Source organism: Bradyrhizobium sp. BR2003, assembly GCF_009720285.1.
Lineage (GTDB): Bacteria > Pseudomonadota > Alphaproteobacteria > Rhizobiales > Xanthobacteraceae > Bradyrhizobium > Bradyrhizobium elkanii.
In genome coordinates, this window is record NZ_SMYJ01000014.1 from 30,712 (window position 1) to 56,001 (window position 25,290).

27 protein-coding genes are annotated in these 25,290 nt (G+C 64.7%); 16 read left to right on the plus strand and 11 right to left on the minus strand.

All coding sequences use genetic code 11. The annotated features are described in order from the left end of the window. The first annotated feature begins 7 nt into the window (after positions 1 to 7). The 3 genes from E2I15_RS08570 to E2I15_RS08580 all read left to right on the plus strand — a co-directional run bounded on the left by E2I15_RS08570 (position 8) and on the right by E2I15_RS08580 (position 1,496). Positions 8 to 691 (plus strand): DUF2161 domain-containing phosphodiesterase, encoded by a 684-nt coding sequence (locus E2I15_RS08570; protein ID WP_137482737.1) that lies wholly within the window; start codon positions 8 to 10, stop codon positions 689 to 691. Positions 692 to 798: 107 nt separating this feature from the next. Beyond that, entirely contained in the window at positions 799 to 1,098 is a 300-nt protein-coding gene (locus E2I15_RS08575) for a putative quinol monooxygenase (RefSeq protein ID WP_137482738.1), read from the plus strand. 89 nt (positions 1,099 to 1,187) lie between these two features. Beyond that, on the plus strand, positions 1,188 to 1,496 hold the full coding sequence (locus E2I15_RS08580) for a hypothetical protein (protein ID WP_016843036.1): 309 nt from the start codon (positions 1,188 to 1,190) through the stop codon (positions 1,494 to 1,496). Positions 1,497 to 1,632: 136 nt separating this feature from the next. On the opposite strand, the gene E2I15_RS08585 is transcribed toward E2I15_RS08580, so the two are convergent. Together E2I15_RS08585 and E2I15_RS08590 are read right to left on the minus strand one after the other, a co-directional pair. Further along, the gene (locus E2I15_RS08585) at positions 1,633 to 2,256 is read right to left on the minus strand and encodes a GNAT family N-acetyltransferase (protein ID WP_137482739.1); all 624 of its coding nucleotides are present in this window, start codon (positions 2,254 to 2,256) and stop codon (positions 1,633 to 1,635) included. 140 nt (positions 2,257 to 2,396) lie between these two features. Next, on the minus strand, positions 2,397 to 2,795 hold the full coding sequence (locus tag E2I15_RS08590) for a PaaI family thioesterase (RefSeq protein WP_137482740.1): 399 nt from the start codon (positions 2,793 to 2,795) through the stop codon (positions 2,397 to 2,399). Between the two features lie 186 nt (positions 2,796 to 2,981). Between E2I15_RS08590 and E2I15_RS08595 the strand changes: the two genes are divergently transcribed. After that, entirely contained in the window at positions 2,982 to 3,767 is a 786-nt protein-coding gene (locus E2I15_RS08595) for a cobalamin-binding protein (RefSeq protein WP_137482741.1), read from the plus strand. 88 nt (positions 3,768 to 3,855) lie between these two features. Here E2I15_RS08595 and E2I15_RS08600 read toward each other — a convergent pair whose 3' ends face one another. Both E2I15_RS08600 and E2I15_RS08605 read right to left on the minus strand, forming a co-directional pair. Further along, positions 3,856 to 5,133, minus strand: coding sequence for an ArgE/DapE family deacylase (locus tag E2I15_RS08600; RefSeq protein WP_137482742.1), 1,278 nt, complete (start codon positions 5,131 to 5,133; stop codon positions 3,856 to 3,858). 54 nt (positions 5,134 to 5,187) lie between these two features. Beyond that, the gene (locus E2I15_RS08605; protein ID WP_155262295.1) at positions 5,188 to 5,880 is read right to left on the minus strand and encodes a pyridoxamine 5'-phosphate oxidase family protein; all 693 of its coding nucleotides are present in this window, start codon (positions 5,878 to 5,880) and stop codon (positions 5,188 to 5,190) included. A 106-nt stretch (positions 5,881 to 5,986) separates the two neighbouring features. On the opposite strand from E2I15_RS08605, the gene pdxR reads away from it, so the two are divergent. From pdxR to E2I15_RS08620, 3 genes are all read left to right on the plus strand, one after another. Further along, entirely contained in the window at positions 5,987 to 7,501 is a 1,515-nt protein-coding gene (pdxR, locus tag E2I15_RS08610; RefSeq protein ID WP_137482744.1) for a MocR-like pyridoxine biosynthesis transcription factor PdxR, read from the plus strand. Positions 7,502 to 7,647: 146 nt separating this feature from the next. Next, positions 7,648 to 7,797: a hypothetical protein gene (locus E2I15_RS38690; RefSeq protein ID WP_016843044.1), complete on the plus strand. Its 150-nt coding sequence runs from the start codon at positions 7,648 to 7,650 to the stop codon at positions 7,795 to 7,797. An 11-nt stretch (positions 7,798 to 7,808) separates the two neighbouring features. Continuing rightward, entirely contained in the window at positions 7,809 to 8,054 is a 246-nt protein-coding gene (locus E2I15_RS08620; RefSeq protein ID WP_155262279.1) for a DUF6719 family protein, read from the plus strand. 51 nt (positions 8,055 to 8,105) lie between these two features. On the opposite strand, the gene E2I15_RS08625 is transcribed toward E2I15_RS08620, so the two are convergent. Beyond that, positions 8,106 to 8,513, minus strand: a complete 408-nt coding sequence (locus E2I15_RS08625) for a hypothetical protein (RefSeq protein WP_018271325.1) — start codon at positions 8,511 to 8,513, stop codon at positions 8,106 to 8,108. Between the two features lie 38 nt (positions 8,514 to 8,551). After that, positions 8,552 to 8,701 (minus strand): hypothetical protein, encoded by a 150-nt coding sequence (locus tag E2I15_RS38695; RefSeq protein WP_196238897.1) that lies wholly within the window; start codon positions 8,699 to 8,701, stop codon positions 8,552 to 8,554. Between the two features lie 437 nt (positions 8,702 to 9,138). Between E2I15_RS38695 and E2I15_RS08630 the strand changes: the two genes are divergently transcribed. Then, on the plus strand, positions 9,139 to 9,363 hold the full coding sequence (locus E2I15_RS08630) for a hypothetical protein (RefSeq protein ID WP_076832039.1): 225 nt from the start codon (positions 9,139 to 9,141) through the stop codon (positions 9,361 to 9,363). 43 nt (positions 9,364 to 9,406) lie between these two features. Here the strand turns inward: E2I15_RS08630 and E2I15_RS08635 are convergent, their stop codons facing one another. Further along, the gene (locus E2I15_RS08635; RefSeq protein WP_026192690.1) at positions 9,407 to 9,964 is read right to left on the minus strand and encodes a CreA family protein; all 558 of its coding nucleotides are present in this window, start codon (positions 9,962 to 9,964) and stop codon (positions 9,407 to 9,409) included. A gap of 224 nt (positions 9,965 to 10,188) precedes the next feature. Here E2I15_RS08635 and E2I15_RS08640 point away from each other — a divergent pair, with 224 nt between their 5' ends. The 4 genes from E2I15_RS08640 to E2I15_RS08655 all read left to right on the plus strand — a co-directional run bounded on the left by E2I15_RS08640 (position 10,189) and on the right by E2I15_RS08655 (position 14,302). Then, positions 10,189 to 11,856 carry a L,D-transpeptidase gene (locus tag E2I15_RS08640; RefSeq protein WP_137482746.1) on the plus strand — a complete coding sequence of 556 codons (1,668 nt, stop codon included), beginning with the start codon at positions 10,189 to 10,191 and terminating at the stop codon, positions 11,854 to 11,856. 128 nt (positions 11,857 to 11,984) lie between these two features. Further along, complete coding sequence (locus E2I15_RS08645) at positions 11,985 to 12,554, plus strand: glutathione peroxidase (RefSeq protein ID WP_137482793.1); 570 nt, start codon at positions 11,985 to 11,987, stop codon at positions 12,552 to 12,554. Between the two features lie 171 nt (positions 12,555 to 12,725). Next, positions 12,726 to 13,727 carry a polysaccharide deacetylase family protein gene (locus E2I15_RS08650; protein WP_137482747.1) on the plus strand — a complete coding sequence of 334 codons (1,002 nt, stop codon included), beginning with the start codon at positions 12,726 to 12,728 and terminating at the stop codon, positions 13,725 to 13,727. Between the two features lie 17 nt (positions 13,728 to 13,744). Continuing rightward, positions 13,745 to 14,302 carry a dihydrofolate reductase family protein gene (locus E2I15_RS08655; RefSeq protein WP_137482748.1) on the plus strand — a complete coding sequence of 186 codons (558 nt, stop codon included), beginning with the start codon at positions 13,745 to 13,747 and terminating at the stop codon, positions 14,300 to 14,302. A 34-nt stretch (positions 14,303 to 14,336) separates the two neighbouring features. Here E2I15_RS08655 and E2I15_RS08660 read toward each other — a convergent pair whose 3' ends face one another. After that, entirely contained in the window at positions 14,337 to 14,789 is a 453-nt protein-coding gene (locus E2I15_RS08660; RefSeq protein WP_137482749.1) for a DoxX family protein, read from the minus strand. Between the two features lie 156 nt (positions 14,790 to 14,945). Continuing rightward, positions 14,946 to 17,255, minus strand: coding sequence for an NADP-dependent malic enzyme (locus E2I15_RS08665; protein ID WP_092086399.1), 2,310 nt, complete (start codon positions 17,253 to 17,255; stop codon positions 14,946 to 14,948). 232 nt (positions 17,256 to 17,487) lie between these two features. On the opposite strand from E2I15_RS08665, the gene E2I15_RS08670 reads away from it, so the two are divergent. Continuing rightward, the gene (locus E2I15_RS08670; protein ID WP_137482750.1) at positions 17,488 to 19,500 is read left to right on the plus strand and encodes an aq_1923 C-terminal domain; all 2,013 of its coding nucleotides are present in this window, start codon (positions 17,488 to 17,490) and stop codon (positions 19,498 to 19,500) included. A gap of 200 nt (positions 19,501 to 19,700) precedes the next feature. Here the strand turns inward: E2I15_RS08670 and aspS are convergent, their stop codons facing one another. Beyond that, positions 19,701 to 21,476 (minus strand): aspartate--tRNA ligase, encoded by a 1,776-nt coding sequence (aspS, locus tag E2I15_RS08675; protein WP_137482751.1) that lies wholly within the window; start codon positions 21,474 to 21,476, stop codon positions 19,701 to 19,703. Positions 21,477 to 21,672: 196 nt separating this feature from the next. Between aspS and E2I15_RS08680 the strand changes: the two genes are divergently transcribed. Then, positions 21,673 to 23,145, plus strand: coding sequence for a protein adenylyltransferase SelO (locus E2I15_RS08680; protein ID WP_137482752.1), 1,473 nt, complete (start codon positions 21,673 to 21,675; stop codon positions 23,143 to 23,145). Between the two features lie 50 nt (positions 23,146 to 23,195). On the opposite strand, the gene E2I15_RS08685 is transcribed toward E2I15_RS08680, so the two are convergent. Then, positions 23,196 to 23,618, minus strand: coding sequence for a hypothetical protein (locus E2I15_RS08685; protein WP_137482753.1), 423 nt, complete (start codon positions 23,616 to 23,618; stop codon positions 23,196 to 23,198). A 579-nt stretch (positions 23,619 to 24,197) separates the two neighbouring features. Here E2I15_RS08685 and E2I15_RS08690 point away from each other — a divergent pair. After that, complete coding sequence (locus E2I15_RS08690) at positions 24,198 to 24,401, plus strand: hypothetical protein (RefSeq protein ID WP_137482755.1); 204 nt, start codon at positions 24,198 to 24,200, stop codon at positions 24,399 to 24,401. A 25-nt stretch (positions 24,402 to 24,426) separates the two neighbouring features. After that, positions 24,427 to 24,921 (plus strand): YciE/YciF ferroxidase family protein, encoded by a 495-nt coding sequence (locus E2I15_RS08695; protein WP_137482756.1) that lies wholly within the window; start codon positions 24,427 to 24,429, stop codon positions 24,919 to 24,921. The last annotated feature ends 369 nt before the right edge of the window (positions 24,922 to 25,290 follow it).

Genomic DNA, 25,290 nt, shown 5'->3' on the forward strand with positions numbered 1-25,290 from the left:
CTGCCTGTTGGAAACCGCGCTTTATCTGCCCGTCAAAAGCTTCCTGGAAAAGCTCGGCTTCACGGTGAAGGGCGAGATTGGCGGCTGCGATCTCGTGGCGTTGAGCGGCGATGATCCACCGGTCGTCGTGATCGGCGAGCTCAAGCTCGCCTTCAATCTCGAACTGATCCTGCAGGCGGTCGATCGCGCCGGCGCCGCAGACGAGGTGTGGATCGCCGCCAAGGTGTCGGCCCGAGGCAAGGGCCGCGAGAGCGACGCGCGCTATCGCAATCTGTGCCGGCGGCTCGGCATCGGCATGCTCGGCGTGACCGATCGCGGCGACGTCGAGGTGCTGGTGCCGCCGCCGACCGCGGCGCCCCGCCGCAATCCGAAGAAACGTTCACGGCTGATCACCGAGCACCGGAAACGCAAGGGCGATCCCGCGATGGGCGGATCGACGCGGGCGCCGATCATGACCGCCTACCGGCAGCAGGCGCTGGCCTGCGCCTCGGCGCTTTCGGATGGGCCGCGGCGGGTGCGCGACCTCCGCGCGGATATTCCCGACGCCGGCAAGATCCTGCTGCATAATGTCTATGGCTGGTTCGATCGCGCCGAGCGCGGCATCTATGTGCTGACCGATGCCGGCCGCGCCGCACTGAAGCGCTGGCCGCAGCAACAGATGAGTGCATCCGGGGCAGAAGCCACCCCGTAGAACATGATCCGGAAAAGTGCGAAGCGGTTTCACGAAAAGATCATGCTCAAACAAGAACCTAAAGCGCGATGATGACTTGGCTTCATCGCGCATTGGAGGGGGAGATCATGATCGTCGTCACCGGCAGCGTCACCGCCCGCCCCGACTCGCTCGACGAGGTGCGGCGGCTGAGCCTTGAACACGTTCATCGTTCACGCACCGAGCCCGGCTGCATCTCCCACGCGGTCCATGTCGATTGCGAGAATCCGCTCAGGCTGGTGTTCTTCGAGCAATGGGCCGACCGCGCCGCGCTGGCCGGGCATTTCGCGGTCCCGGCGTCGCGCGATTTCGTCCGCTCGCTGCAATCCCTCACGGCCGCGGCAACTACCATCGAACTTTATGACGCTCACAAGATTGAGAGACTCTAGCTGCATGGCTGGATTGCCATCTCACATTCATATTGCAATGCAACATTGGGGACCTTACGTATCTCCCGCGATTCAAAGATGAGGCGGCGATGAGCGGAGACTGGAATACCAAATATGGCACCCGGCGCGTGCGGCATGATCCGCCGACGCTGGAAGAAGCAATCTTCGCCGCCATCGGTATCACCGATGACGTGGAGGCCCAGGCCGAGATCGCGTCGGCACTGATGGGGCTGCCCTATGACGATGTGCTCGCCGAGGTGAAGAAGACCGCGCGCGTCAGTGCCCGCACCGGCACGGCCACCCGCGTCATCGCCGGCGAACAGGGCGCGCAGCGCTCCGTCGTGGTCGAGCGCCGCGTGGTTCGCCGCTTTGCGACCGACAAGCGCACCGGCACCTGAGAAGCATCATCCAATTGCTGAAAGAAGAAGGGCAATCCATTGAATGGATTGCCCTTATTCGTTTGATCTGAGATTCTTATTGGACGCGTTTCCTTCACGCGAACCGGTTTCCACTTCGCTTGGAAACGCTACCGGCTCAGGCCGCCCGGCCCCAGCCGGAGATCTGCATCACCATGCGCCAATAGGCGCGGTTCATGTCTACAATCGCGCGCGCGGCCTCGACCGGCGTCACCGCAGCGACAGCCGGCGCCGCCTCGGGTTGCTGCTGCTCGGTCAGGTCGATGCTGCCGGTCGACTCCCCGTGACGGAAGGTCAGCTGGGCACCGAACTTGGTGGCGAGCGCCCGCATCGCATCGTTCTGCGCGCCGGTGGTGATGCGCAGGCTGCCGTAGCCCTTGGCATGCGCCTCGGCGATCAGCTTGCGGAACAAGGTGCTGCCGACGCCCTTTCGCCGCGCCGACCGCTCGACACTGAAGGCGATCTCGGGCTGTGCATCCGGAGACTGCTCCGGGGGATGCAATTCGGCCGCGCCGCGGACCACGCCGTCCTCGAAATAGGCGATGATGACCGTGCCGTCATTGGCGCAGCGCTCGGCGTAGCGGCGGATGAAACTGTCGTCGATGAAGCCATGAAAACGATCATGACGGCTAGTACGATCCAGCCGCAGCAGGTGATCGCGCAGCAGCGGAAGCTCTTCCTGCTGGCTCAACGTCCGCACGGTGCCCTTGGCGGACGTCGAACGAATGGAATCATAGTTCATTTCATAACTCCTCTTGGTAGCCCTCGAGGAGGCGTCGAGTCCCTAGCAGCCCCTATATTGTGCGCCGCACCATAAAATTCAAGTACTCAGATTCATTTAAGTAAACAATGCTGTGATTGGAAAATCACATCATTGCCCCATTATAATACCAGCTGCGTCTGCGTCACCACCGCGACCAGCTTGCCGTCTTCGGTCTCCAGCCTGGTCTGCCAAACCTGGGTCCGCCGCCCCCGGTGAACCGGTGTCGCGGTCGCGATCACGGTCGTCCCCTCCTTGGCCCCGCCGATGAAGTTGGTCTTGCTCTCCAGCGTCGTGGTTCCCTTGGCGTCCTCAGGCAGGTTGATCACGGTCGCGGCGGCACCGACCGAGTCCGCAAGGGCCATCACCGCGCCGCCATGGATCGTGTTGCGGAGGGTGCAGAGGTCCGGCCGCACCACCATTTTCGCCACCACCCGATCCTGGCCGGCCTCGGTGAAGGTGACGCCCTTCAGTTCCGCAAACGGCATCTTCATCGACTGGATCTTTTCGAGCGGCGTCATCACGTTCCTCCGGTTTTTTCGGGACGTCATACGCGGGCTTGACCCGCGCATCCATCGTTCTTCGCAAGAAGCTTTCTCGGCATGATGGATTGCCGGATCGAGCCCGGCAATGACGTGCGAGGTAATGGCGACCATGACGTCATGACATCAGTGACAACGTGCCGCCGAGTCTGCATATCGTCATCGATGCGCGACTTCCCTCCTGGCCGGATCGTCTGCTTGACCGAAGAGACGGTCGAGACGCTCTATCTGCTCGGCCAGCAGGACCGTATCGTCGGCGTCTCCGGCTACGCTGTGCGGCCGCCGCGGATCCGCCGCGAGAAGCCGCGCGTCTCGGCGTTCATCTCCGCCGACATTCCAAAGATCCTCGCGCTCGATCCCGATCTGGTGCTGGCCTTCTCCGATCTGCAGGCCGAAATCGTCGCCGATCTCGTGCGCGCCGGCGTCGCCGTCCACGTTTTCAACCAACGCGACGTCGCTGGCATCCTCGCGATGATCCGCACCCTGGGCGCGATGGTCGGTGCCGCCGACCGCGCCGATCGGCTTGTGCAAGGTCTCGAACAGCGGCTGGCCGCGGTCGCCGCAACGCCGCGCCCGGCACCGCGGCCAAAAGTCTATTTCGAGGAATGGGACGATCCGCTGATCAGCGGCATCGGCTGGGTGTCCGAACTGATCGAGATCGCCGGCGGCACCGATGCGCTGCCGCATCTGCGCGCGCACAAGGCGGCCAAGGATCGCATCGTCACGCCTGACGCCGTGCGTGCGGCGATGCCCGACGTGATCCTGGCGTCCTGGTGCGGCAAGAAGGTCGTGCCCGACCGCATCCGCAAGCGTGAGGGCTGGAGCGACATGCCGGCGGTGCGCAACGACCGCATCGTCGAGATCAAGTCGCCGATCATTTTGCAGCCCGGCCCCGCGGCGTTGACCGATGGGCTCGATGCGATCGTGAAGGCGTTGTGGGCAGAGCGCTAGATCCTCCAATGTCGTCCCGACTTTCGCCGGGACGACTCCGCATTTGTTGTGCGATCGAGCGCAAGACCAATGACATGTGCAGAGCGCGTTACGCCTTCTCCACGCCGCACCATTCCGCGATGAACAGCGCCATCGCCTTGGTCGCTTTCCGCAGCGACTCCAGCTCGACATATTCGTTGAAGCCGTGCATCGCCGCGCCGGTGGCGCCGAAGCAGAGGCTCGGGATGTCGTGGTTCAAGCCGTAGAAGCGCGTGTCGGTCAACGCGGTGAAGGCGCGGTCTTCCACCGCGCCGCCATAGACGACCTCGTGCGCCTTGGCGAAGGCAGCTTCCGGTGCCTCGGAGTTCACCAACTCGTAGCCTTCCGACAGGAAGCCCGACCATTCGACCTGCGGCGGATTGTTGGAGAGGAAGCGATGATCGCGCGCCGCCGCCGACACGCACGCCAGAATCTCCTTCTGGCACTCGGCGATCGACCAGCCCGGCAAGACCGCGATGCGGCAGTCGACGTCGCACCAGGCCGGCACGCTGGAGGCCCAGTCGCCGCCCTTGATGATGCCCGGATTGAAATTGATCGGGTGATTGACGTCCTTGAAGTGGCGGTCGGCCTTGGCGCGCTCGTTCCAGGCGATCTCGAGCTTCTCCAGCGCATGCACCAGATGATATGCCGCCATGATTGCGTTCGAGCCCGCGCCGGCCTCGAACACATGCACCGGGAAACCGCGCACCTTCAGGCGGAACCAAATCACGCCGATCTGCGAGCGGATCATCGTGCCGTTGGTCGGCTCCGGGATGAAGCAGGCATCGGCGCGATAGCCGCGCTGCAGGGTCGAGAGCGCGCCGACGCCGGTGCTCTCCTCCTCGATCACGGACTGGAAGTGAATCCGCGCCGTCGGCTTCAGCCCGGCCTTCCTGATCGCATCCAGCGCATAGAGCGCGGCGATGGTGCCGGACTTCATGTCGCAGGCGCCGCGGCCATACATCCTGCCGTCCTTGATGACGGGCGAGAACGGCGGCGTCTCCCACATCTCGAGCGGACCGGTCGGCACCACGTCGCAGTGGCCCTGCAGGATCAGCGATTTGCCGGCATTGGTGGTCGGGCGGTAGGTCCCGACCACCGTGCGCGCCTTCGAGAAATCATGCTCGATCGGGCCGAAGCCGCGCAAGTCCTTGAGCTCGTCGGGATTGATGTGCCAGTCGTCGACCTCGTAGCCACGCTCGCGCAGGAGATCGCCGATCATGTCCTGGCACGGTCCCTCGGCGCCGCGGGTCGAGGGGATCGCGACAAAGGCCTGCGTCGTCGCAAGCTGCGCATCGAATCCCTCGTCAACGGCGCTAAGGATTCGTTGTTGCGTCTCGGCAGTCATGCTTTGGCTCCATCAGGAAAACAGATCAGGCGGGAGCCGCAGCGTAGCCCGATTTCACTCCGCCTTGTATTGCGCAAAATAGGCATCCCGCAATGCATCTTCGAGCAGCCGGCCTTCCGCATAGCCATCGAGCGTCGCAGGCCGCGTCACACCGTCGAGCAGCCGCGGGCACGGCTCCGGCGCGCCGAGCACGGTGCGCACCGGAATGCGTTCGGCATAGATCGGCAACTCGTAATCCTCGTCATCGTCGGCGACGCCCTTGGCGCGAATTTTTGCCGAAGCTTCGTCGATCTCCATCGCGATGAACGAGGTCGCCTTGATCTCCTGCTTGTTGCTGGCGCGCAGGCTCGCGGTACGCTCGGGAAAGAAGCGGTCGACCATCGCGACGATCGCGCGTTCCTTCTCTGCCGGGTCGGTGACGAGATACGCTGACCCGAACGCCATCACCGCGCGATAGTCGGCCGAGTGGTTGAAGCCGCAGCGCGCCAGCACCAGGCCGTCGAGATGGGCGACCGTCAGGCACACGCGTTGCCCTTCGGACTGGTTCTCCAGCATGCGGCTCGCGCTCGAGCCGTGCCAGTAGAGCCTGGTGCCCTCGCGCCAGAAGAACGTCGGCGTGCAATAAGGCTGGCCGTCGATCACGTAGGAGACGTGGCACAGCATCGAGGCGTCGAGGATCTTGTGCACGGTGGCGTGGTCGTAGAAGCCGCGGTCGTGGCGGCGCTTCACCCGGTTGCGGGACGACATGGGATAGGACGGAGCGGATGCGCCTTCGGTCACGGTGAGCCTTTCGAAATCTGGAAATCTGTCCAGAGTTGTAGCGGCTCATTTGGTCTGCGATAGTGCCAATTCCATGCGAAAAATTCCGACCAATTCCCGGGAGCCCGCGGCGCGCAAGGCCGAGCTGCCGCTCGACCTCGGCGGCCCGCACGTCACCCCCGGCGCGGCCTCGCAGCAGCGGCTGTATCAGGCGCTGTGCCACGCGATCGTCGGCGGCCTCGTCAAGCCGGGCGAGCCACTGCCGCCGTCGCGCGCGCTCGCCAAGCAGACCGGCTTCCGCCGCAACGCCGTCACCACGGCCTATGAGCGGCTGATCGCCGACGGCTTTGCGGTGGCAACCACGGGCTCCGGCACCTTCGTCGCGGCGCGCATTCCGGCCCAGGCCGCCGCGCCGCGACGCGCCAAGATCGAGATCGAGCCGCCGCAGCACAACGCGCTGTCGCTCGGCTGCACGCATATCGATGAGCGCGCGCTGCAGCGCTTCCGCGCCTTTGCCGGCCGCAGGCTGCGCGCCTTCGGGTCCGAGCATCTGCATTACGGCGATCCCCGCGGCAGCAGCGAATTGCGCGCGGCGATATCGGACCATCTGCTGTCGGCGCGCGGGCTGCGCTGCGACCCCGACCAGATCATGCTGGCCTCGGGCACGCTGCATGCGCTGCGCATCGTGCTCGGGGCGATCCTCAAGCCCGGCGACCAGGTCTGGTGCGAAGACCCCGGCTACCCGGCGGCGCGGCGCGCGATCGAGCATTGCGGCTATCGTCCGGTGTCGGTGCCGGTCGACATGTCGGGCATGCGCATCGACAAGGGCCGCGCGTCCGCGTCGCAAGCGCGCGCCGCCTATGTCACTCCTTCGCATCAGTTTCCGCTCGGCGTGCAGATGTCGATGCCGCGCCGGCTCGAGCTGCTCGACTGGGCACGGGACGCCGGCGCGTTCGTGTTCGAAGACGATTACGACAGCGAGTTCCGCTACGACGGCGCGCCGCTGCTGTCGCTCGCCGGCATCGATCATCTGCGCCGCGTGATCTACATGGGCACGTTCGCCAAGACGCTGTTTCCGGGATTGCGGATCGGCTATTGCGCCCTGCCCGAAGCCTTGATCGGTCCGGTGACGGCGGCGCGCGCCGCGCTCGACCGCTTTCCCGCCACGTTGATGGAAGGCGCGGTCGCCGACATGCTGAACTCCGGCGCCTTCGCGGCGAACTTGCGCAAATCGCGCAAACTCTACCGTGAGGCGCGCGACGCCCTGGCGTCGACGCTTGCCAATGCATCCGAGGGCGAGCTCACGGTTCCCGTGCCCTCGCAGGGCCTGCACCTCGTGGCGCGGCTCGATCCCGCGACCGATCCGCTGATTGCCGCGCAGGCAAAGGCGGACGCCGGCGTCGGCGGCTGGCTGCTCGCCGAGACCTATCATCGCGCGCGCCGATTGCCTGGCTTCGTGCTGGGATTTTCCGGTCATCCGGTTCCGCAACTCGTCGCGTCCGCGGAACGATTGGCGAAGACAACGCTCGATGCGCTGCGTGTGACGCGCAGGACATCGGTCAAGCCATCCGCCAAGCCGCAGCGCTCTAGGAGAATCGCAGTCACCTGACTAAGGTCGCGCGCGTTCAGTCAGAGCCTTCCGTTCCGATGGAATCGGAACCGGGCTCTCAATTGTTGTTTTGACGCGTTTTCTTCACGCGAACCGGTATCCACTTCGCTTGAAAACGCTCCAGTGTCCGCTTACGGAGATACCGGATGCCAAATCGCAACGTCCTGTATCTCGTGATCGCCGCTCTGGTCGTGATCGCAGGCATGCTCGGCTACAATCTTTACCAGGCGAAGAAGCAGCCCGAAGGCCTTCAGATCAATGTCGGCCCCGACGGGCTCAAGATCCAGAACAAGTGAAGGAGGCTGCGATGCTGCGCTTGGGATTCGTCGCGCTGGTCGGCGTCGCAGCTCTTGGCGCGATGGCGCAATCCGCCGCAGCAGAGCAGTCCTACATGCGAGAGGGCGACATCGTCGATCTGCGGGTCGGCCAGCGCGTCCTTGTCGATGACGGCTCGTGCCCGGCCGGGCAGATCAAGCAAGTCGTCGGCTCCAGGCTGAGCCAGAACGGCGTGGTGCGGACCAGCAGCTGCGTGCCGCGCCTCGCCAAAAAATAAAACGCCGCGCTGTCGCGAGGCGCTGCGGTCCTCATTGCTTTGATGCGCAGCTCAGTTCGAGACCGGCTCGAACATGCATTGCAGGGTCGGCTTGGCGATCTTGGTGAAGGTCGGGCCGATCTCGCCCTGCTTGGACGGCGGCACCCAATCGGTCTCGATGGTCGGCACGCCGGTCTCACTGATTCCGCGCAGCAGCGCCTGGCGCAGGTCGGGATCGTCCACCGTCGCGGCGGCGTGGTCGTGCAGGCAGCCGCACACGGCCTCGGGATGTGCCCAGCGGCCGAGCATATGCGGCGCACATTGCCGCACGAACTCGTCGCGCGGCTCAGGCACGCGATACAGCGAGCGGATCTGCATCGATTCGAGCGGGAGCTGGGATTGAGCCTGCGCGGCGCCCGCCAAGGGACCCATCAGGACGAGCGATGCCAACATCGCGGCGGAACAGATACGGAGCACCATGGGAGAGCCTTTACCGGCAGTTCTTTTTTTCGTCGCGGTCAGTTAGCCTGCGCCATCACCATCGGGGCCGGGGTGACCACCGGCGAGCCGTTATAGGAGAAGGTGCCGATACCGGGCAAACCGCTGTCCGGGGAACCTGCCATCGACGAACCGGCCATCACAAAGGCGAAGGCGAGGATCAGGCTCATGGTCCGCATCTGACAGTCTCCGTTATTCCGCTCGGCGTTCGGCGCCGTTGTGTGACGGTCTGATAACGATCTGCCGTTTCGGGAGTTCTGCGGAACAAGCCGAAAATGGTTTCGTCGGACCCGGAATTGTTTCGTCGACCAGCGGCCCACGAAACTTTCGCTGGAAAACACCAATGATTTCAGCGGCAGGAGCGTGGCTAAAAGGCTGTTGAAAACTTCGTGCGACCAACGCCGACCCCGGCCGCTGCCGGAGCCGCGGCCAATTACGCGTGCAAACTGAACGAGCTAGCGCGCTTTGTTAACTTTCCTCTGCTGAGAGAGGAAGCAGCACAGCAAGACGGCGGTGAACCGGGCGGCGGTTTGGCCGACTCATCTGGGCGCCGTGCAACCATCTTCGCGGTGGCACGTTGCCGTAATCCCTCCCGATCCAACGAAGGATGTCAGTCGTGGGCAATGGCAACATAGGTGTTGGCAATGAATCCGCGGCGAGCAAATCCGGCCAACAGCAGATGACGGCCGCGATGCCGCAGCAAGGCGCCTACGTCATGGGCGACAATGAGTGCGCGCCGCAGAAGCTGGTCCGCCTCGTCGGCTGCCGCGACTCGAAGGTCAAACCGGGCCTTGGCATCAGCGCGAAGCAGTTCGGGCAAACCGAGCGCTAGCTCGCCCACCGCCTCAGCCGCCTGGGCCAAGTCGCTGCTCCAGCTATTGAATGAACTCGCCGCACTTCTGCACGGCAGCATCGGCTGCGCCCCACGGCATGATCGGCACCGATGACGTCGAGTTCTTTGGCGAGCCCTCGATCAGGCGGTCCGAATAGACCATGTAGACCAGCACATTGCGCTTGGCGTCGCAGCCGCGCACGATCTGCATCTTCTTGAAGAACAGCGACCGGCGCTTGCTGAACATGTCGTCGCCCTGCCCGAGCTTGGTCTTGAAGCGGATCGGCCCAATCTGCCGGCACGCCAGCGAGATATCGGAGACTTCCTCGGCAAGGCCAAGCCAGCCCTTGAAGCCGCCCTTTTCCGGTACCGTGAAGTGACAGGCGACGCCCTCGACCTCGGGATCGTCGACGCCATAGGTCGCGAGCTTGTCGTTGGGGCTCACCCATTTGAACACGGTGGAGCGGCGGAAGATCAGGTCTGGCTCGTCGGCCGCGGCCGCCGGACCCGCCTGCCCCAAAGCCAGCAACATCAGCAGCACCGCGCATCCCCAGCGAGACAACCGTCGCAGGTCACACAAGCTCACATATCTCGATGTCATTGAGGTCTCCGCGGGGGTGGGTCCCGCCTATGTAGTGCGCAAACGCCGCACAGGAAGGCGCTGACAGTTCGGTGATCGGACCGGGCGCTTTAACCTCTTGTGAGGCTTTTTTGTTACTCTTTCGTCGAAAATCCGCCCCTCACGGAAGGGTTAGATCGCTTGCGCTGGTGAACGCGTTGTGCGTCTGCGACAACCAACAGGAAATTTGGACTGGGATTCGGAATATGCGCGCAGGTGGACGGCGGATTTCGATTTTTGATTTCGCGAACGAGCGGTTCTGGCAGCTTGCAATTCTGACGACCGCCGGCACCGTCGCCGCCTCCACACAGGCCGATGCAGCGCTCTATTACTGGAACCGCGACTCCGCCTTCTACGGCGACTACGAGCCGATGCCGCTGCCACAACCGCACCGGCAAAAGCCGAAGCGCAACGCAGCCAAGAAGAATCCGGGGATCGAGAAGGAGGCCGGCAGCAAGCCGCAAGGCCCCCTGATCATCTCGGTCTCGATCGACCGGCAGCGGGTCAGTATCTACGACGCCAACGGCCTCTATGCCGAGAGCCCGGTGTCGACGGGCATGAAGGGGCACTCGACCCCGATGGGTGTCTTCAGCGTCATCCAGAAGCAGAAGTATCACCAGTCCAACATCTACAGCGGCGCGCCGATGCCGTATATGCAGCGCATCACCTGGTCAGGCATCGCCATGCACGCCGGCGTGCTGCCCGGCTATCCGGCCTCCCATGGCTGCATCCGCATGCCGATGTCGTTCGCGGTCAAGATGTACAACTGGACGCGGATGGGCGCCCGCGTGTTCGTCACGCCCGGCACGATCTCTCCGGAGAGTTTCTCCCACCCGCTGCTGGTGACGCAGAAGGTGGCGCCGCAACAGCCGGTCGCCGACGATATCCTGAAGATGGATGCGCCGCTCGGTGTGAAGAGCGACAAGGGCGCCGACAAGCAGTCCAGTCTCGATTTGCGCAGCAGCGTCGGCCATGCCGCCGCGTCGCTGCGCGACAACACCCACACCGCCGACGCCAGCAGCGCGATGCCGGCAGCGAGTGCGTCGGTGACGATGTCCGATGCGTCCTCTTCCACGGCGCGCGACGCCATCGCGGAGAAGATCGCCGCTGACAAGTCCGAGACGGTGAAGGCCGAGACAGCCGCCGCCGACAAGCCGGCCGAGGCCAATTCCGCCGTCCGCGACAGCAACAGGACCACGGATGACAGGACTATCGGCGAAACCACCGCCAGCACCGACACGCCAAAGAGCGAGGTCTCCGCAAGCGATCCGGTGAAGGCGGAGGCCAAAGCCGACGAGCCCAAAGCGGACGCCACGAAGGACGCCGCCAAGCCCGCCGAGGCAGCCACCGCCGCCGATGCGCCCGACGCCAAGAAGGATCCGGCGCGGCTGCCGGGCACCGCCAGGATCGACGTGCCGAAGCGCGCCGGCCAGATCGCAGTGTTCATCAGCCGCAAGGATTCCAAGCTCTATGTGCGGCAGAATTTTGCTCCGCTGTTCGAGGTGCCGGTGACGATTGCGGCGAGCGACCGGCCACTCGGCACGCATGTGTTCACCGCGCAAGTCGACAAGACCGATGCGAACCTGCTGCGCTGGTCGGTGGTGACGCTGCCGACCCGCAACGCCGCCCGCATCGACGTCGAGGAGCGTGCCTCGCATCGTCGGAAGGTCGCGGCCGCAGCGGTCGCCGAGGCCAAGCCGCAGCCGGTGACCAACAGCCCGGCCGAGGCGCTCGACCGCATCTCCATTCCGGCCGACGTGATGGCGCGGATCAGCGAAGCGCTCGGCACCGGCGGATCGATCATCGTCTCCGACCTCGGCGTGAACCAGGGCGAGACCGGCGAAGGCACCGACTTCATCCTGCCGCTGCGTTGAGGTGATCGATCCCGGATTTCGCTTCGCTCCATCCGGGCTACCCGCTTCCAGCAATAACGCCTTCTTGAAAGCCTGCGCCTCCCCTTCGGATTATGATCCCCATGAACATCTGTTCCGGGGACGAGACCATGATGGACCGCAGGACACTGATCGTGGCCGCGATAGCCGTAGCCGCAGGATCCCGCCCGCTTCGTGCCGAGCAGCCCGCGATGAGCCGGATCACCGCCTACGCCTTCTCATTTCCGGCACTCGGCGGCGGCGATATCAGACTTGCCGACTATGCCGGCCGTCCCCTGATGATCGTGAACACGGCCTCACTCTGTGGCTTCACGCCGCAATATGCCGGCCTGCAGCAACTCTGGACCGAATTCCGCGATCGCGGCTTCGTCATCATCGGCGTCCCCTCCAATGATTTCGGCGGCCAGGAGCCCGGCGGCCCGACCGAGATCGCCGAGACTGCGCAGCATCAATATGGCGTCACCTTCCCGATCGCGGCGAAAGCAATCGTCCGCGGCGCGAGCGCGCATCCGTTCTACCGCTGGGCGGCCGAGGCCCGGCCCAAGGACGTGCCGCGCTGGAATTTTCACAAATACCTGGTCGGCCGCGACGGCTACATCGCCGACGTTTTCGCTGAGTCGGTTGCGCCCGACGACACGCGCATCAAGACCGGGATCGCACGGGCACTGGCGGGCGCCTGAGATATCGCGATAATCCCCGGAATTAACTGATCCGACGAGGATTTTGGACACGCGCTCGCCACGTTCATTGCCTTGGCGTCGCCACTGCGACTAGGGTACGATCGGTTGGGGGCGAAGCGACCCGGTCGCGGCATTGCCGGCGCCGGGAGCGCGATCAGCAGGGAACACGCCATGCGCATTGCGACAGGTCTGATTTTCGCAGGGACCGTATCGTTGCTCGCGTCGAGCGCAGCTTGGTCGCAGACGCCGCCCGCCAAGGGCGCCGCCGCGGCACCGGCAGCACCATCGGCCGCGGCTCCCGCGCCGGCCGCCGCAGCCCCGGCACCGGCAACTGCAACGGCAGCCCCGGTTCCGCCGAAGCAACCGCCACAGCCGGCGCGCGCCGCCTGCAACAATCCGAACGCGCTCGGCGTCGGCCGCACGGTCGAGATCGACACCACCGGCGGTCCCGGCTTCGGCTTCGAGCATTTCAAGCAGCTCGACTTCCTGCGCGACCATGAGGTGGTACTGACCTTCGACGACGGCCCGTGGCCGGGCAACACGCCGGCAGTGCTGAAGGCGCTCGCGGATGAATGCACCACGGGCATCTTCTTCCCGATCGGCAAGCACGCGACCTATCACCCCGAAATCCTGCGGCAGGTCTATGCCGCCGGCCACACGGTCGGCGCCCACACCTGGTCGCACGCCAATCTGAACAACAAGAAGCTGACCGAGGATCAGAAGAAGGACGAGATCGAGCGCGGCTACGCCGCGGTCAAGTGGGCGCTCGAGACCTCACCCTCGCCGTTCTTCCGCTTCCCGGCGCTGCAGCATCCGCCGGAGATGGTGACCTATCTCGGCAACCGCAACATCGCGATCTTCTCCTGCGACCTCGACTCCTTCGACTTCAAGGCGAGCAAGCCGCAGCAGGTGATCGACACCGTGATGAAGAAGCTGAACAAGCTCGGCAAGGGCATCATCCTGATGCACGACTTCCAGAAGCACACCGCGGAAGCCTTGCCGACGCTGCTGACGCAGCTCAAGGCCGGCGGCTACAAGGTGGTCGCGATGCGCGCCAAGTTCCCGGTGACGGTGCTGCCGCAATACGAGCAGGAGCTCGCCAAGGACGTCAAGCTGCCGACCGTAAGCTCGCGCCCGGTGAACAGCGTCGTCACGACCGTCGATCAGCAATAGCGCCGGCGACAATCCTGGTGCCCGGGCTGCGTATCGAAGGCTTCGTCATCGTCTCCGCCGATGGCCGGCTGGCGAATGCGCGGAATGTGATGCCCGACGATCTCAAGATCGAGGGCGACAAGCGGTTCTTCACCGCGGCCCTCGACCGCGCCGACCTCATCGTGCATGGCCGTCACTCCCAGGAAGAGCAGCCGAACGCGCCGAAGCGGCGGCGCCTGATCCTGACCCGCAAGGTCGCGGCCATCGCGCCCGACCCCGATAATCCGAAAGCGCTATTGTGGAATCCCGCCGGCTGCCCGTTCGAGACGGCGAGCCGCGAGGCCGGCGTGACCTCGGGCACGGCCGCGATCATCGGCGGCCCCGGCGTGTTCGGCATGTTCATGGACCGCTACGATACGTTCTGGCTCTCGGTCGCCCCGAAGGTGCGCATCCCCGACGGCGAGCCGTGCTTTCCCGGCGTCCCCGCCCGCACTCCGCAGCAGGTGCTGTCAGTGCACGGCCTGCACGCCGGCCCGCCGCAGCTGATCGACACTGCGCATGATGTCAGCGTGACGCCGTGGCGGCGCCTGGGTTGAAAGCGGCTCTACCCATCCTACGCCGTATCGTCTCCTACACGTCGCCATAGGCCGGATCGTCGCGGCGCGGGCCGCGGCCATAGCCGGCGATGATGAACAGCGCGCCGATCAGCGACAGGTTCTTCAGCGCATCGATCAGCGTCCTGACGTTGTCGGGCGCCGGCTGGTTCCAGAAATCATGGAAGTAGAAGGTGGCGAAGCACACGAAGATGATCAGGAGGATCGCGAAGAACCGCGCCAGCACATTCACCGCGATCATCAGCCCCGCGACGATCTCGAAGCCACCGATCACGATTGCCAAGAGCTGCATGAACGGCATGCCGACGGAGGTTTCGATCTGCTGCGTATAGGGCGCGACCACGGCCGGGATCGTCACCTTGGCCGCCAGCAGATCCGCCGTCGCCTGGATGCCGAACAGCTTGCTCGCGCCCGAATAGAGGAACAGCACGGCGAACAGGATCCGCCCGAAGGTGATGAACGCTGGCATGGGTCGGCCTCACTGGATGGCAGAAATCGGACGAAGCAGGCGCAGCGATTATGGTCGCTCCGCCTGCCTCGATCAAATCGAATCCATCTCGGCTCAAACACGATGCGGAAAACCGCGCTGCGGCTTTCCGAACATAACGTGCTCAAACAACGGCCGTCAGCCGAACAGCGTCGGCTGCGCGCGGCCGGCGCGCTCCTGGGCTTCGACGGCGGCCACCGCCGTCATGTTGAGGATGCCGCGCGCCGTCACGCCGGGGGTGAGGATGTGCGCTGGGCGCGCCGGACCGATCAGAATCGGCCCCACCGGCAACGCGTTCGCCAGCGATTTGATCATTTGGTAGGCGATGTTGGCGGCATCGAGGTTCGGCATGATCAGGATGTTGGCCTCGCCTTCCAGCCGCGACTGCGGCAGCACCAGGCGCCGCGCCGCCGCCGACAGCGCGGTGTCGCCCTGCATTTCACCGTCTGCCTCGATCTCCGGATGCTTGTCCTTCAGGAGCTGGGTCGCCCGCCGCATCTTGCGCGAGGAATCCGTGTCATAGCTGCCGAAGTCGGAATGTGACACGAAGGCGACCCTCGGCTTGAAGGCGAAGCGCTGGACGTGGATCGCCGCGAGCGACGCCACTTCGGCGAGTTCCTCCGCGCTCGGGTTCGGCCGCACCTGGGTATCGGCCAGAAAATGCGCGCCGGTGGAGGTGATCATCAGCGCCAGCGCGGCATAGTCGCTGACACCCGGCAGGAAGCCGATGATCTCGCGGACATGGCGCAAATGGCTCATGTAGCGGCCCTCGACGCCGCACAGCATCGCGTCGGCCTCGCCACGCGAGACCGCAAGCGCCGCGATCACCGTATTGTTGGTGCGGACCACGGTACGCGCGGCCTCCGGCGTCACGCCGCGCCGGCCGGCGACGTCGATATAGGACTGCACATAGGAACGGTAGCGCGGATCGTCCTCGGGATTGATCAGGTCGAAATCGCGGCCGGCCTTGATCGACAGGCCGAAGCGCTTGATCCTGGTCTCGACCACGGATGGCCGGCCGACCAGGATCGGCCGCGCCAGCTTTTCCTCGAGCACCACCTGTGTCGCGCGCAGCACGCGCTCGTCCTCGCCTTCGGCGTAGATCACGCGCACCGGCTGGGTCTTCGCCTTGGCGAACACCGGCTTCATGGTGAGGCCGGAGCGGAAGGCAAAGCGTTCGAGATTGGCAGCGTATTCGTCGAAATTGGTGATCGGCCGGGTCGCGACGCCGGACTCGATCGCGGCCTTGGCCACCGCCGGCGCGATGCGCAGGATCAGGCGCGGATCGAACGGGCTCGGGATCAGCGAGCCCGGGCCGAACCCCTGGGTCTCACCGCTCTCGAAACCATGGGCCACCGCATCCGACGGCGGATCGCGCGCGAGCTGCGCGATCGCGTCCACCGCGGCGTGCTTCATCGCCTCGTTGATCGCGGTGGCGCCGACGTCAAGCGCGCCGCGGAAGATGAAGGGGAAGCAGAGCACGTTGTTGACCTGGTTCGGAAAGTCCGACCGGCCGGTGCAGATCATCGCGTCGGGACGCGCCAGACGCGCCTCATCCGGCATGATCTCCGGCACCGGATTGGCAAGCGCCATCACCAGCGGCTTGTCGCCCATTTGCTTGACCATTTCGGGCTTCAGCACGCCAGGCGCCGACAGGCCGATGAAAATGTCCGCGCCCGGAATGACGTCGGCGAGCACGCGTGCGTCGGTCTTCTGGGTATAGACCGCCTTCCAGCGATCCATCGTGGTGTTACGGCCCTCATAGACCACGCCGTCGATGTCGCAGACCCAGATATTCTTGCGCTGCGCGCCCATCGAGACCAGCAGATTGAGGGTTGCGATCGCAGCGGCGCCCGCGCCCGAACAGACGATCTTCACATCGGACAGTTGCTTGCCGTTCAACAACAGCCCGTTGACGATCGCGGCGGCAACGATGATCGCGGTGCCGTGCTGGTCGTCATGGAAGACCGGGATCTTCATGCGCTCCTTGAGCTGCGCCTCGATCTCGAAGCATTCCGGTCCGCGGATGTCCTCGAGGTTGATGCCGCCGAAGGTCGGCTCCAGCGCGGCGACGGTCTCGACCACGCGCTCGATCGTGTCGGCCTTGATCTCGATGTCGAACACGTCGATGCCGGCGAATTTCTTGAACAGCACCGCCTTGCCTTCCATGACGGGCTTGGAGGCCAGCGGGCCGATATTGCCGAGACCGAGCACCGCGGTCCCGTTCGAGACCACGGCCACGAGGTTGGCGCGGGCGGTCAGCGTCGCCGCCTCGGCGGGGTTCTTGGCGATCTCGGTGCAGGCGGCGGCCACGCCCGGCGAATAGGCCAGCGCCAGGTCACGCTGGTTGGCAAGCGGCTTGATCGCCTGGATCTCGAGCTTGCCCGGCCGCGGCAGCCGATGGTAGGCGAGCGCCGCGTTGTGGAGTTCTTCAGACGATGACGACATGCGTGCTCCCCGCGTTTCCGGCCCAAATTTCTTGTTTCTGTGCTAATCCAGGCGAAAGTCATTTGTCCGGCAAATCGAGCCGGATGTGAAGCATGTCCAGCCGCTTGGATGCAACATCGGATAATGTCCCCGTCAACAGGCCCGGGCCGGCCGTTCATCGACGCCTGCCCCTCCCCGCGCCATTCGGCCGGTATTGGCAATTTTTTTCCCTTGATGATCCGGAGTTGACCGAATGAAGAAAATTCTGCTCGGCCTGATCGCCGTGGTTGTGATCGCGGCCGCCGGCTTCTTCGGTTTCGACTTCTACGCCCAGCGCCGGGTCACCCGCGACGTCGAGGCCGCCTTCGAGCAGGTCCGTGCCACCGGCGCCAAGGCGAGCCACGGCAAGATCACATTCGACACCAGGAGCCGCACCCTGACGATCGCGGACGTCGCCACCGAGTCGGGGACGCAATCCCCGGTCAGCGTCAAGATTGCCAGTCTCACGATGACCGGCCTCGGTCAAACCGACGCGGCACGGGTCTCCGCCGGCAATGTCGAGTTCAGCGATGTCGAGATCGGCGTGGCGGGACCTACCCCGACGATCACCTCACTGACCTACAAGGCGCCGCGGATCACGGTGAAGGATTATTCCGGCCCCGCCAGCCTGCCCCAGCTTCCGGCCTCGTCGTCGATCTTCGAGCTTTACCGGTTCGCATTCGCCCAGCTCGCGGGCATCAACGCATCGTCGGTGAGCGCGCCCACATTGACCGGAACGATGACGTTCAGCGCCGCCGCGCACGCCGGTGACGGCGCCGGTGGCACGTTCGACTACTCGGGCCTTGCCATCGAAAACATGAAGAACGGAAAGATCGAGTCGAGCAAAACCGACAAGCTTGCGTACAGGATCAATTCGCAGTCGGCAGGCAAGCCGGTCAAGATGACCACTGACCTCGCCAATATCGCCGCGACCGATATCGACCTCGGTGCGATGGCGGCGATGTTCGATCCGGCCAAGGCCAATGACGATCGAGAATACCGGATTCAGGGCCACGTTTCGGTCGGCCCCTATGTGATCAGCGTGGCGCCTGATGCCGTGACCGCCACGCCTGGCTTCAACGTGCGGATCGATGGCGCGACCGTCGACGACGTCAGGGTCAACCCGTCAAAGATGCAGCTCCCGGCATTGCTCGCGATGATCCCACCCCAAGGGAGCCCGGCGCCGTCTCCGGCCCAGGCGCGTGAACTGCTTGAGAAGGTCGCCGGCCTCTATTCGGGCGCCGGAATTGGAAATGCCGAAGTACGAGGGCTGGCATTCGAGACGCCGCAGGGGCCGCTCAAGCTGTCTTCCGTGCGATTCAATTTCGAACACGGCAAGATCGGCGTGCTTGCCGTCGAAGGGCTCGATGGGCGCGCGCCACAGGGGCCCTTCAAGGTCGGACGCTTTGCGCTGAAGTCACTCGATGTCGCCAACCTCATGCGGCTGTCGGCACAGTTCGCCGGACAGAAGCCGTCGCCGGAACAGGCGCTGGCGCTGATTCCGCTGATCGAGGGCGTCGAGCTCAAGGGTGTCGCGACGACCTACAAGGCGACCGGCAAGCCGATCAACATCGATGTCTTCAGTCTCGACTGGGGCCAGTTCGTCGGATCGATCCCGAGCAAGCTGCGCCTGGTCGCAAAGATGGCGGCGCCGCTCGACGCGGCCGATCCGCGGCAACAGGCGCTGGTCGCCGCCGGGATCGACCGGATGGCCATCGATGCCGATCTCGGCGCGGCCTGGACCGAGGCATCACGTTCGTTCGCGCTCGAACCGGTCAAGCTCGACATGGCGGGCCTGTTGAACGCGTCGGCGAAGCTCACGCTCGCCAACGTGCCGCGCGAGGCATTCTCGACCAGCGCCGCGGAATCCATGGGCGCGGCCGTGCAGATCGAAGCCAGCACGATCGAACTCACGGTCCACGACCTCGGCGTTATCGATCTCGCCATCGCACAGTACGCGCGCTCGCAGAACATCAGCCGCGACGAGGCGCGTAATGCCGTCCTCAACAGCATCAAGGCGCAGAGCGAAGCGGTCAGCGGAAGCGGTGCCGATGTCACGGCGCTCGTCACCGCGATCAGCCAGTTCATCGAGACGCCGGGACAGACGCTGGTCATCAAGCTGACCCCGCGCGCGAAAGCGCCGGCGCTTCAATTGATGCAGCTGCTCAAGACCGATCCGCAGTCGGCGCTGGCGCAGTTCCGGATCGAGGCTTCGACGGGGTTGTGATTGCTGGGCCCTTACCTGCTTTTCCCTCTCCCCCATTCTTACGGGGTCGAGACGAGCGAAGCTCGCTCTTAGAGGGTCAGGGTGAGGGGCCGCTTCTGAAAAATCGCTGTCGAACGGACTCGCGGAGACCCTCTCACCCGGATTGCATCTAACGATGCAATCCGAGCTCTCCCCGCAGGCGGGGCGAGGTGAAGAGCTGCCTAGCTCTTCGCCGGCAGGTTGGTGCGGATGTGCAGCTCCTTGAGCTGCTTCGGCGTTGCTTCCGACGGCGCGCCCATCAGCAGGTCCATGGCCTGCTGGTTCATCGGGAACAGCGAGATCTCGCGCAGATTGTTGGTGCCGCAGAGCAGCATCACGATGCGGTCGAGGCCGGCCGCCATGCCGCCATGCGGCGGGGCGCCGTACTGGAACGCACGGTACATGCCGCCGAAGCGGTCGATGACCTCCTGCTCGCCATAGCCTGCGATCTCGAACGCCTTCACCATCGCTTCCGGCTTGTGGTTGCGGATGCCGCCGGAGGCGATCTCGTAGCCGTTGCAGGCGATGTCGTACTGGAACGCCTTGATGGTCAGCGGGTCCTGCGACGTCAGCGCGTCGAGACCGCCCTGCGGCATCGAGAACGGGTTGTGCGAGAAGTCGACCTTCTTGTTCTCCTCGTCATACTCGTACATCGGGAAGTCGACGATCCAGGCGAGCTCGAACCGGTCCTTGTCGATCAGGTTCAATTCCTCGCCGAGCTTGGTGCGCGCGAGGCCTGCGAACTTCCAGAACTTCTCGGGATCACCGGCGACGAAGAACGCCGCATCGCCCTCCTTGAGGCCAAGCTGGTCGCGGATCGCTGCCGTCCGCTCCGGGCCGACGTTGTTCGCCAAGGGACCTGCGCCCTCGCCGCCCTCGCGCCACATGATGTAGCCGAGGCCGGGCTGACCCTCGCCCTGCGCCCAGGAGTTCATGCGGTCGCAGAAGGCGCGCGAGCCGCCACCGGTGCCAGGGATCGCCCAGACCTGGTTCTTCGGGTCTTCCAGCATCCGCGCGAACACCTTGAAGCCGGAGCCGCGGAAGTGCTCGGAGACTTCCTGCATCACGATCTTGTTGCGCAAATCGGGCTTGTCGGAGCCGTATTTGCGCACGGCCTCCGCAAACGGAATCCGCGGCCAGTTCTTCGTGACCGGCTTGCCCTTGGCAAAATCCTCGAACACGCCCGTGATCACCGGCTCCATCGCCGCGAAAACGTCGTCCTGGGTGACAAAACTCATCTCGACGTCGAGCTGATAGAACTCGCCCGGCAGGCGGTCGGCGCGCGGGTCCTCGTCGCGGAAGCACGGCGCGATCTGGAAGTAGCGGTCGAAGCCCGACATCATCAAGAGCTGCTTGTACTGCTGCGGCGCCTGCGGCAGCGCGTAGAACTTGCCGGGATGGATGCGCGACGGCACCAGGAAGTCGCGCGCGCCTTCCGGCGAGGACGCCGTCAGGATCGGGGTCTGGAATTCGAAGAAGCCCTGCTCCTTCATCCGCTTGCGCATGGAATCGACCACCGCGCCGCGGGTCATGATGTTCTGGTGCAGCTTCTCGCGACGCAGGTCGAGGAAGCGGTACTTCAGCCTGATATCTTCAGGATATTCCTGCTCGCCGAACACCGGCAGCGGCAGCTCGGCCGCCGGGCCCAGCACCTCGATCTCCTTGATGTAGACCTCGACCATGCCGGTCGGCAGCTCGGGATTGTCGGTGCCGGCGGGACGGCGGCGCACCTTGCCGTCGATCCGCACCACCCATTCGGAGCGGAACTTCTCGACTTCGGCGAACGCCGGCGAGTCCGGATCGGCCACGCATTGGGTGATGCCGTAATGGTCGCGCAGATCGACGAACAGCACGCCGCCATGGTCGCGGACCCGGTGAACCCAACCCGAAAGCCGGACCGTCTGGTCGATATCGCCCTCTCGGAGCGCGCCGCATGTGTGTGACCGGTAGCGATGCATTTTAGTCCCAAAACTGATTGTCGGAGGAAACGAATCGGCGAGCCCCTGCGGCCCGTCCCGAAGTTGCCGAGGGTTTACCCGACGAGGCCGGGTGCGGCAACCAAGGGAACGGCCGGTTTTGCCCCGAAACCGCACATTTTAGGGCGGCTTGCCGCCAATCGTTTGCCTATTCGGCCCGCAGGCCTATCTTCGGGATATGACCATCCATTTCCCGTTCCAGAACACCTATTCGGCACTGCCGGCGAACTTTTTCGCCCGCGTCGCGCCGACCCCGGTGGCCTCCCCCGGGCTGATCAAGCTGAACCGGCCGCTCGCGGTCCGGCTCGGGCTGGACCCCGACCTGCTCTCGACGCCGGAGGGCGCAGAAGTCCTTGCCGGCAAGCGGCTGCCTGACGGGGCGGACCCGATCGCCATGGCCTATGCCGGCCACCAGTTCGGGCACTTTGTTCCGCAGCTCGGCGACGGCCGCGCCATCCTGCTCGGCGAGGTCATCGACAGGGACGGCGTCCGCCGCGACATCCAGCTCAAGGGATCCGGCCCGACCCCGTTCTCCCGCCGCGGCGACGGCCGCGCCGCGCTCGGTCCGGTCTTACGCGAATACATCGTCAGCGAGGCGATGTTCGCTTTGGGCATCCCGACCACCAGATCACTTGCGGCGGTCGTCACCGGCGAGCCCGTGATGCGCGAGACCGCGCTGCCCGGTGCGGTCCTGACCCGCGTCGCCGCGAGCCACATCCGCGTCGGCACCTTCCAGTTCTTCGCCGCCCGTGGCGACACCGACGGCGTGCGCGCGCTCGCCGACCATGTCATCGCCAGGCACTATCCCGAGCTGAAGGACGCCGCCCAGCCGTATCACGCCCTGCTCGCCGGCGTCGTGGCGCGGCAGGCCGCTCTGGTCGCGCGCTGGCTCCTGGTCGGCTTCATCCACGGCGTGATGAACACCGACAACACGTCGATCTCGGGCGAGACCATCGATTACGGCCCCTGCGCCTTCCTCGATGCCTACAACCCGGCGCAGGTGTTCTCCTCGATCGACGAGATGGGCCGCTATGCCTATGCCAACCAGCCGCGCATCGCATTGTGGAACCTGACCCGGCTCGCCGAATGCCTGCTGCCGCTGTTCGCGGACGAGCAGGAGAAGGCGATCGAACAGGCCCAAGTGATCCTCGGCGAATTCCCCGAAAAGTTCACCGCGGCCTACAACGCCGGGCTGCGCTCCAAGGTCGGCCTGTTCACCACACGCGACGGCGACGAAGCCTTGATCCAGGATCTGCTGGACGCGATGGCCAAGAACGCGGCCGACTTCACGCTGACCTTCCGCCATCTCGGCGAGGCCGCGACCGATGACGCCGCCGACGTCCGCGCGCAGTTCACCGATCCCACGGCGTTCGACGAATGGGCCGCCCGCTGGCGCGCCCGCCTCGCGCTGGAGCCGCAAACGCCGGCCGAGCGCAAGGCCGCGATGGGTGCCGTCAATCCGGCCTTCATCCCGCGCAACCACCGGATCGAGGCGGTGATTGCGGCTGCGGTGAACTCGGATGATTACACGCCGTTCGAGGAATTGCTGACGGTGCTGGCAAAACCCTACGAGGACCAGCCGCAGTTCGCTGCCTACGCCGATCCGCCGCTCCCCGAGCAGCGCGTGACGCAGACGTTCTGCGGGACATGAGGCCACTCACGCACGAAAAAGCACCAGCAAAGGCCGGGTGACCCGGCGAATTATCCGGCCCCCATCTCGGATTGTAAGGGCACCGGACGGTGAGCCAGGGTCTCGGTCATCACGTCGCCGCCAGCTTCGAGCAGCGCTTTCGATAGCTCCCCTGCAACTTTTGCAGCGCCATCGCTATCGATGACGGCACGCACGGCACCACCCGCAGCCAGCCCCCCGGCGCCCCCCACGATCTTCCCAACCATGGAGAACACCTGCTTGCGTCGCGCGGTTTGCTTGATCGCCTGGGTCAGTTCAATCGGAAATTCCGCTCTCGTGAAAGACGAGAAGTTCCGCCTATTCGGCATCGCTGCAAACCAGACAATCAATGCACTCAGGCAGATGAGACCACAAAACGCAAGGATTGCGATCCATGCTCCACGTTCGAAGACAAGGAACACCGCAGCATAGAAGGCGGCGATCCAGGCAACCACAAGGCAGATTCCGATACGTCGATCGCGCGCGCAATGCGGTCATGTGTGCCAATCGATGATATGATCGTACGAGGGATCCCGCACGGTAATCACCCAAAGACGATCGTTGGTATCATCTGCCCGATTTGGCTTCAGTTCGTCCGGACAGGACAGGAATTTCCGTCTTGGTCACGGCGCGAAAATAGGCGTCATACGAACTCTTGATCCACTGAGCCGTTCTCGGCGTGGCTACAATGCGAACCGTCGGGGAATTCATCTGCCATCCCAAAATAGACGTGCGCTTCAATCGGGCATCGACGCTCCAACAATGGACATCGACCCGTCTCGCTCAACTATGATGCCAGACAACAACCAAACGGCGAGCAAGAAAAGGCCGGGTCCACGCCCAAGTACGCCCAAGCGATCGCCGCTCGCGCAGCTCCCGTTGGCCCTCCATCCTGTGCATCCCGGCTGGTGGCGTGGCGTCGCGCCCCTGATTTGTTTGCAACGATTTCGCGCGCACATCGTTGGCCGGGCAGCGCGGAACGTGCGACCTCGTCCGATCCAGGTTCCGTGCCGCCGAGATGATGGAGCGCCAGCATGAACCAGCGCGATGACGACCTGAAAACCGCGATCGAGCGCAGCAACCCGAACGGCGTCGAGCCGCCCTTCTCCGAGGACGATATGCAGCGCCAGCAACTCGGGCCGCGCGGCGTGCCCGGGCAACCGGACCCGGCGAAGATGACGCCACAACGTGCCAAGAAAACGCCGATCGATTCCGGTTCCGGCGGCCATAGCGCCTGAACGCCGAAACAAGAAGGATTTCACGATGAGGATCACCAGCTTCAAGGACATGTATGTCGCCGAGCTTCAGGAGCTCGCAAGCGTCGAGGAGCAGCTCGCCGTGGCGCTGGCGCGGATGGCGGAGATCGCTTCGCATCCGTCGCTCAAGGATGCGTTCAGCCGCCATCACCGCGAGACCATCGTGCAGGGCGAGCGGTTGAAATCGCTGCTGCGGATGCACGGCGCCGATCCGCTGGAGCACACCGACCAGGCCATGCAGGCGCTGATCCACGAGACCGCCAAGATGGTCTCGCTGCTGCCCGACGACAATTTGCGCGATGCCGGCCTCGTCGCGTCGGCGCAGAAGCTCGAGCATTACGAGATCGCCGCCTATGGCAGCGCGGCCGCCCTCGCCGGTCAGCTCAATCTGCGCGACGACCAGCGGCTCTTGCACGACAGTCTCGACGAAGAGCGGCACGTCGACACGCTGCTGACGGCGCTCGCCAAGGGCGAGATCAACCAGGACGCCCTCGCCGCGTAACGCCGTGGCCGCAGCAGGATGGGGTCCCCATTCCACGGCGCATGTGAGCGTTAACTCACCCTCCACCATGCGCCGAGGCCGGCTGCGGTAACCATAAGGCTTAACAGCGCGTCAACGCTCCACCAACAAGTCTAACTGTTGCTAATGGGGAGAATGGCCCGTGGACGCATTTGCATTTGAATTTGTGGGATTGGCGCTGATCGCGCTGTGTCTCGTCGTGCTGGCGATGCCCGCGGCGCGCCGACCGTCGAAGAACATGCGCTACGAGTGAGCCGCACACATCGGCTCTCGGTTGAACTGGCTGAGGACAGCGAGAAATAGCGCCCTCAAACGTCATCGAATGGCGATATGCTGGCCCTGATGAGTCCT

Excerpts from the sequence above, each read along its gene's own strand:
- E2I15_RS08670 (WP_137482750.1), top strand. The coding sequence starts at position 17,488 with ATGAAGAAAATTCTGCTCGGCCTGATCGCCGTGGTTGTGATCGCGGCC.
- E2I15_RS08585 (WP_137482739.1), bottom strand. The coding sequence starts at position 2,256 with ATGAACTATGATTCCATTCGTTCGACGTCCGCCAAGGGCACCGTGCGG.
- E2I15_RS08630 (WP_076832039.1), top strand. The coding sequence starts at position 9,139 with ATGTCAGTCGTGGGCAATGGCAACATAGGTGTTGGCAATGAATCCGCG.
- E2I15_RS38690 (WP_016843044.1), top strand. The coding sequence starts at position 7,648 with ATGCCAAATCGCAACGTCCTGTATCTCGTGATCGCCGCTCTGGTCGTG.
- E2I15_RS08690 (WP_137482755.1), top strand. The coding sequence starts at position 24,198 with ATGAACCAGCGCGATGACGACCTGAAAACCGCGATCGAGCGCAGCAAC.
- E2I15_RS08635 (WP_026192690.1), bottom strand. The coding sequence starts at position 9,964 with ATGACATCGAGATATGTGAGCTTGTGTGACCTGCGACGGTTGTCTCGC.
- E2I15_RS08575 (WP_137482738.1), top strand. The coding sequence starts at position 799 with ATGATCGTCGTCACCGGCAGCGTCACCGCCCGCCCCGACTCGCTCGAC.
- E2I15_RS08580 (WP_016843036.1), top strand. The coding sequence starts at position 1,188 with ATGAGCGGAGACTGGAATACCAAATATGGCACCCGGCGCGTGCGGCAT.
- E2I15_RS08600 (WP_137482742.1), bottom strand. The coding sequence starts at position 5,133 with ATGACTGCCGAGACGCAACAACGAATCCTTAGCGCCGTTGACGAGGGA.
- E2I15_RS08605 (WP_155262295.1), bottom strand. The coding sequence starts at position 5,880 with ATGTCGTCCCGCAACCGGGTGAAGCGCCGCCACGACCGCGGCTTCTAC.
- E2I15_RS08665 (WP_092086399.1), bottom strand. The coding sequence starts at position 17,255 with ATGTCGTCATCGTCTGAAGAACTCCACAACGCGGCGCTCGCCTACCAT.
- E2I15_RS08640 (WP_137482746.1), top strand. The coding sequence starts at position 10,189 with ATGCGCGCAGGTGGACGGCGGATTTCGATTTTTGATTTCGCGAACGAG.
- E2I15_RS08660 (WP_137482749.1), bottom strand. The coding sequence starts at position 14,789 with ATGCCAGCGTTCATCACCTTCGGGCGGATCCTGTTCGCCGTGCTGTTC.
- aspS (WP_137482751.1), bottom strand. The coding sequence starts at position 21,476 with ATGCATCGCTACCGGTCACACACATGCGGCGCGCTCCGAGAGGGCGAT.
- E2I15_RS08595 (WP_137482741.1), top strand. The coding sequence starts at position 2,982 with ATGCGCGACTTCCCTCCTGGCCGGATCGTCTGCTTGACCGAAGAGACG.
- E2I15_RS08645 (WP_137482793.1), top strand. The coding sequence starts at position 11,985 with ATGATGGACCGCAGGACACTGATCGTGGCCGCGATAGCCGTAGCCGCA.
- pdxR (WP_137482744.1), top strand. The coding sequence starts at position 5,987 with ATGCGAAAAATTCCGACCAATTCCCGGGAGCCCGCGGCGCGCAAGGCC.
- E2I15_RS38695 (WP_196238897.1), bottom strand. The coding sequence starts at position 8,701 with ATGAGCCTGATCCTCGCCTTCGCCTTTGTGATGGCCGGTTCGTCGATG.
- E2I15_RS08590 (WP_137482740.1), bottom strand. The coding sequence starts at position 2,795 with ATGACGCCGCTCGAAAAGATCCAGTCGATGAAGATGCCGTTTGCGGAA.
- E2I15_RS08620 (WP_155262279.1), top strand. The coding sequence starts at position 7,809 with ATGCTGCGCTTGGGATTCGTCGCGCTGGTCGGCGTCGCAGCTCTTGGC.
- E2I15_RS08680 (WP_137482752.1), top strand. The coding sequence starts at position 21,673 with ATGACCATCCATTTCCCGTTCCAGAACACCTATTCGGCACTGCCGGCG.
- E2I15_RS08695 (WP_137482756.1), top strand. The coding sequence starts at position 24,427 with ATGAGGATCACCAGCTTCAAGGACATGTATGTCGCCGAGCTTCAGGAG.
- E2I15_RS08625 (WP_018271325.1), bottom strand. The coding sequence starts at position 8,513 with ATGGTGCTCCGTATCTGTTCCGCCGCGATGTTGGCATCGCTCGTCCTG.
- E2I15_RS08650 (WP_137482747.1), top strand. The coding sequence starts at position 12,726 with ATGCGCATTGCGACAGGTCTGATTTTCGCAGGGACCGTATCGTTGCTC.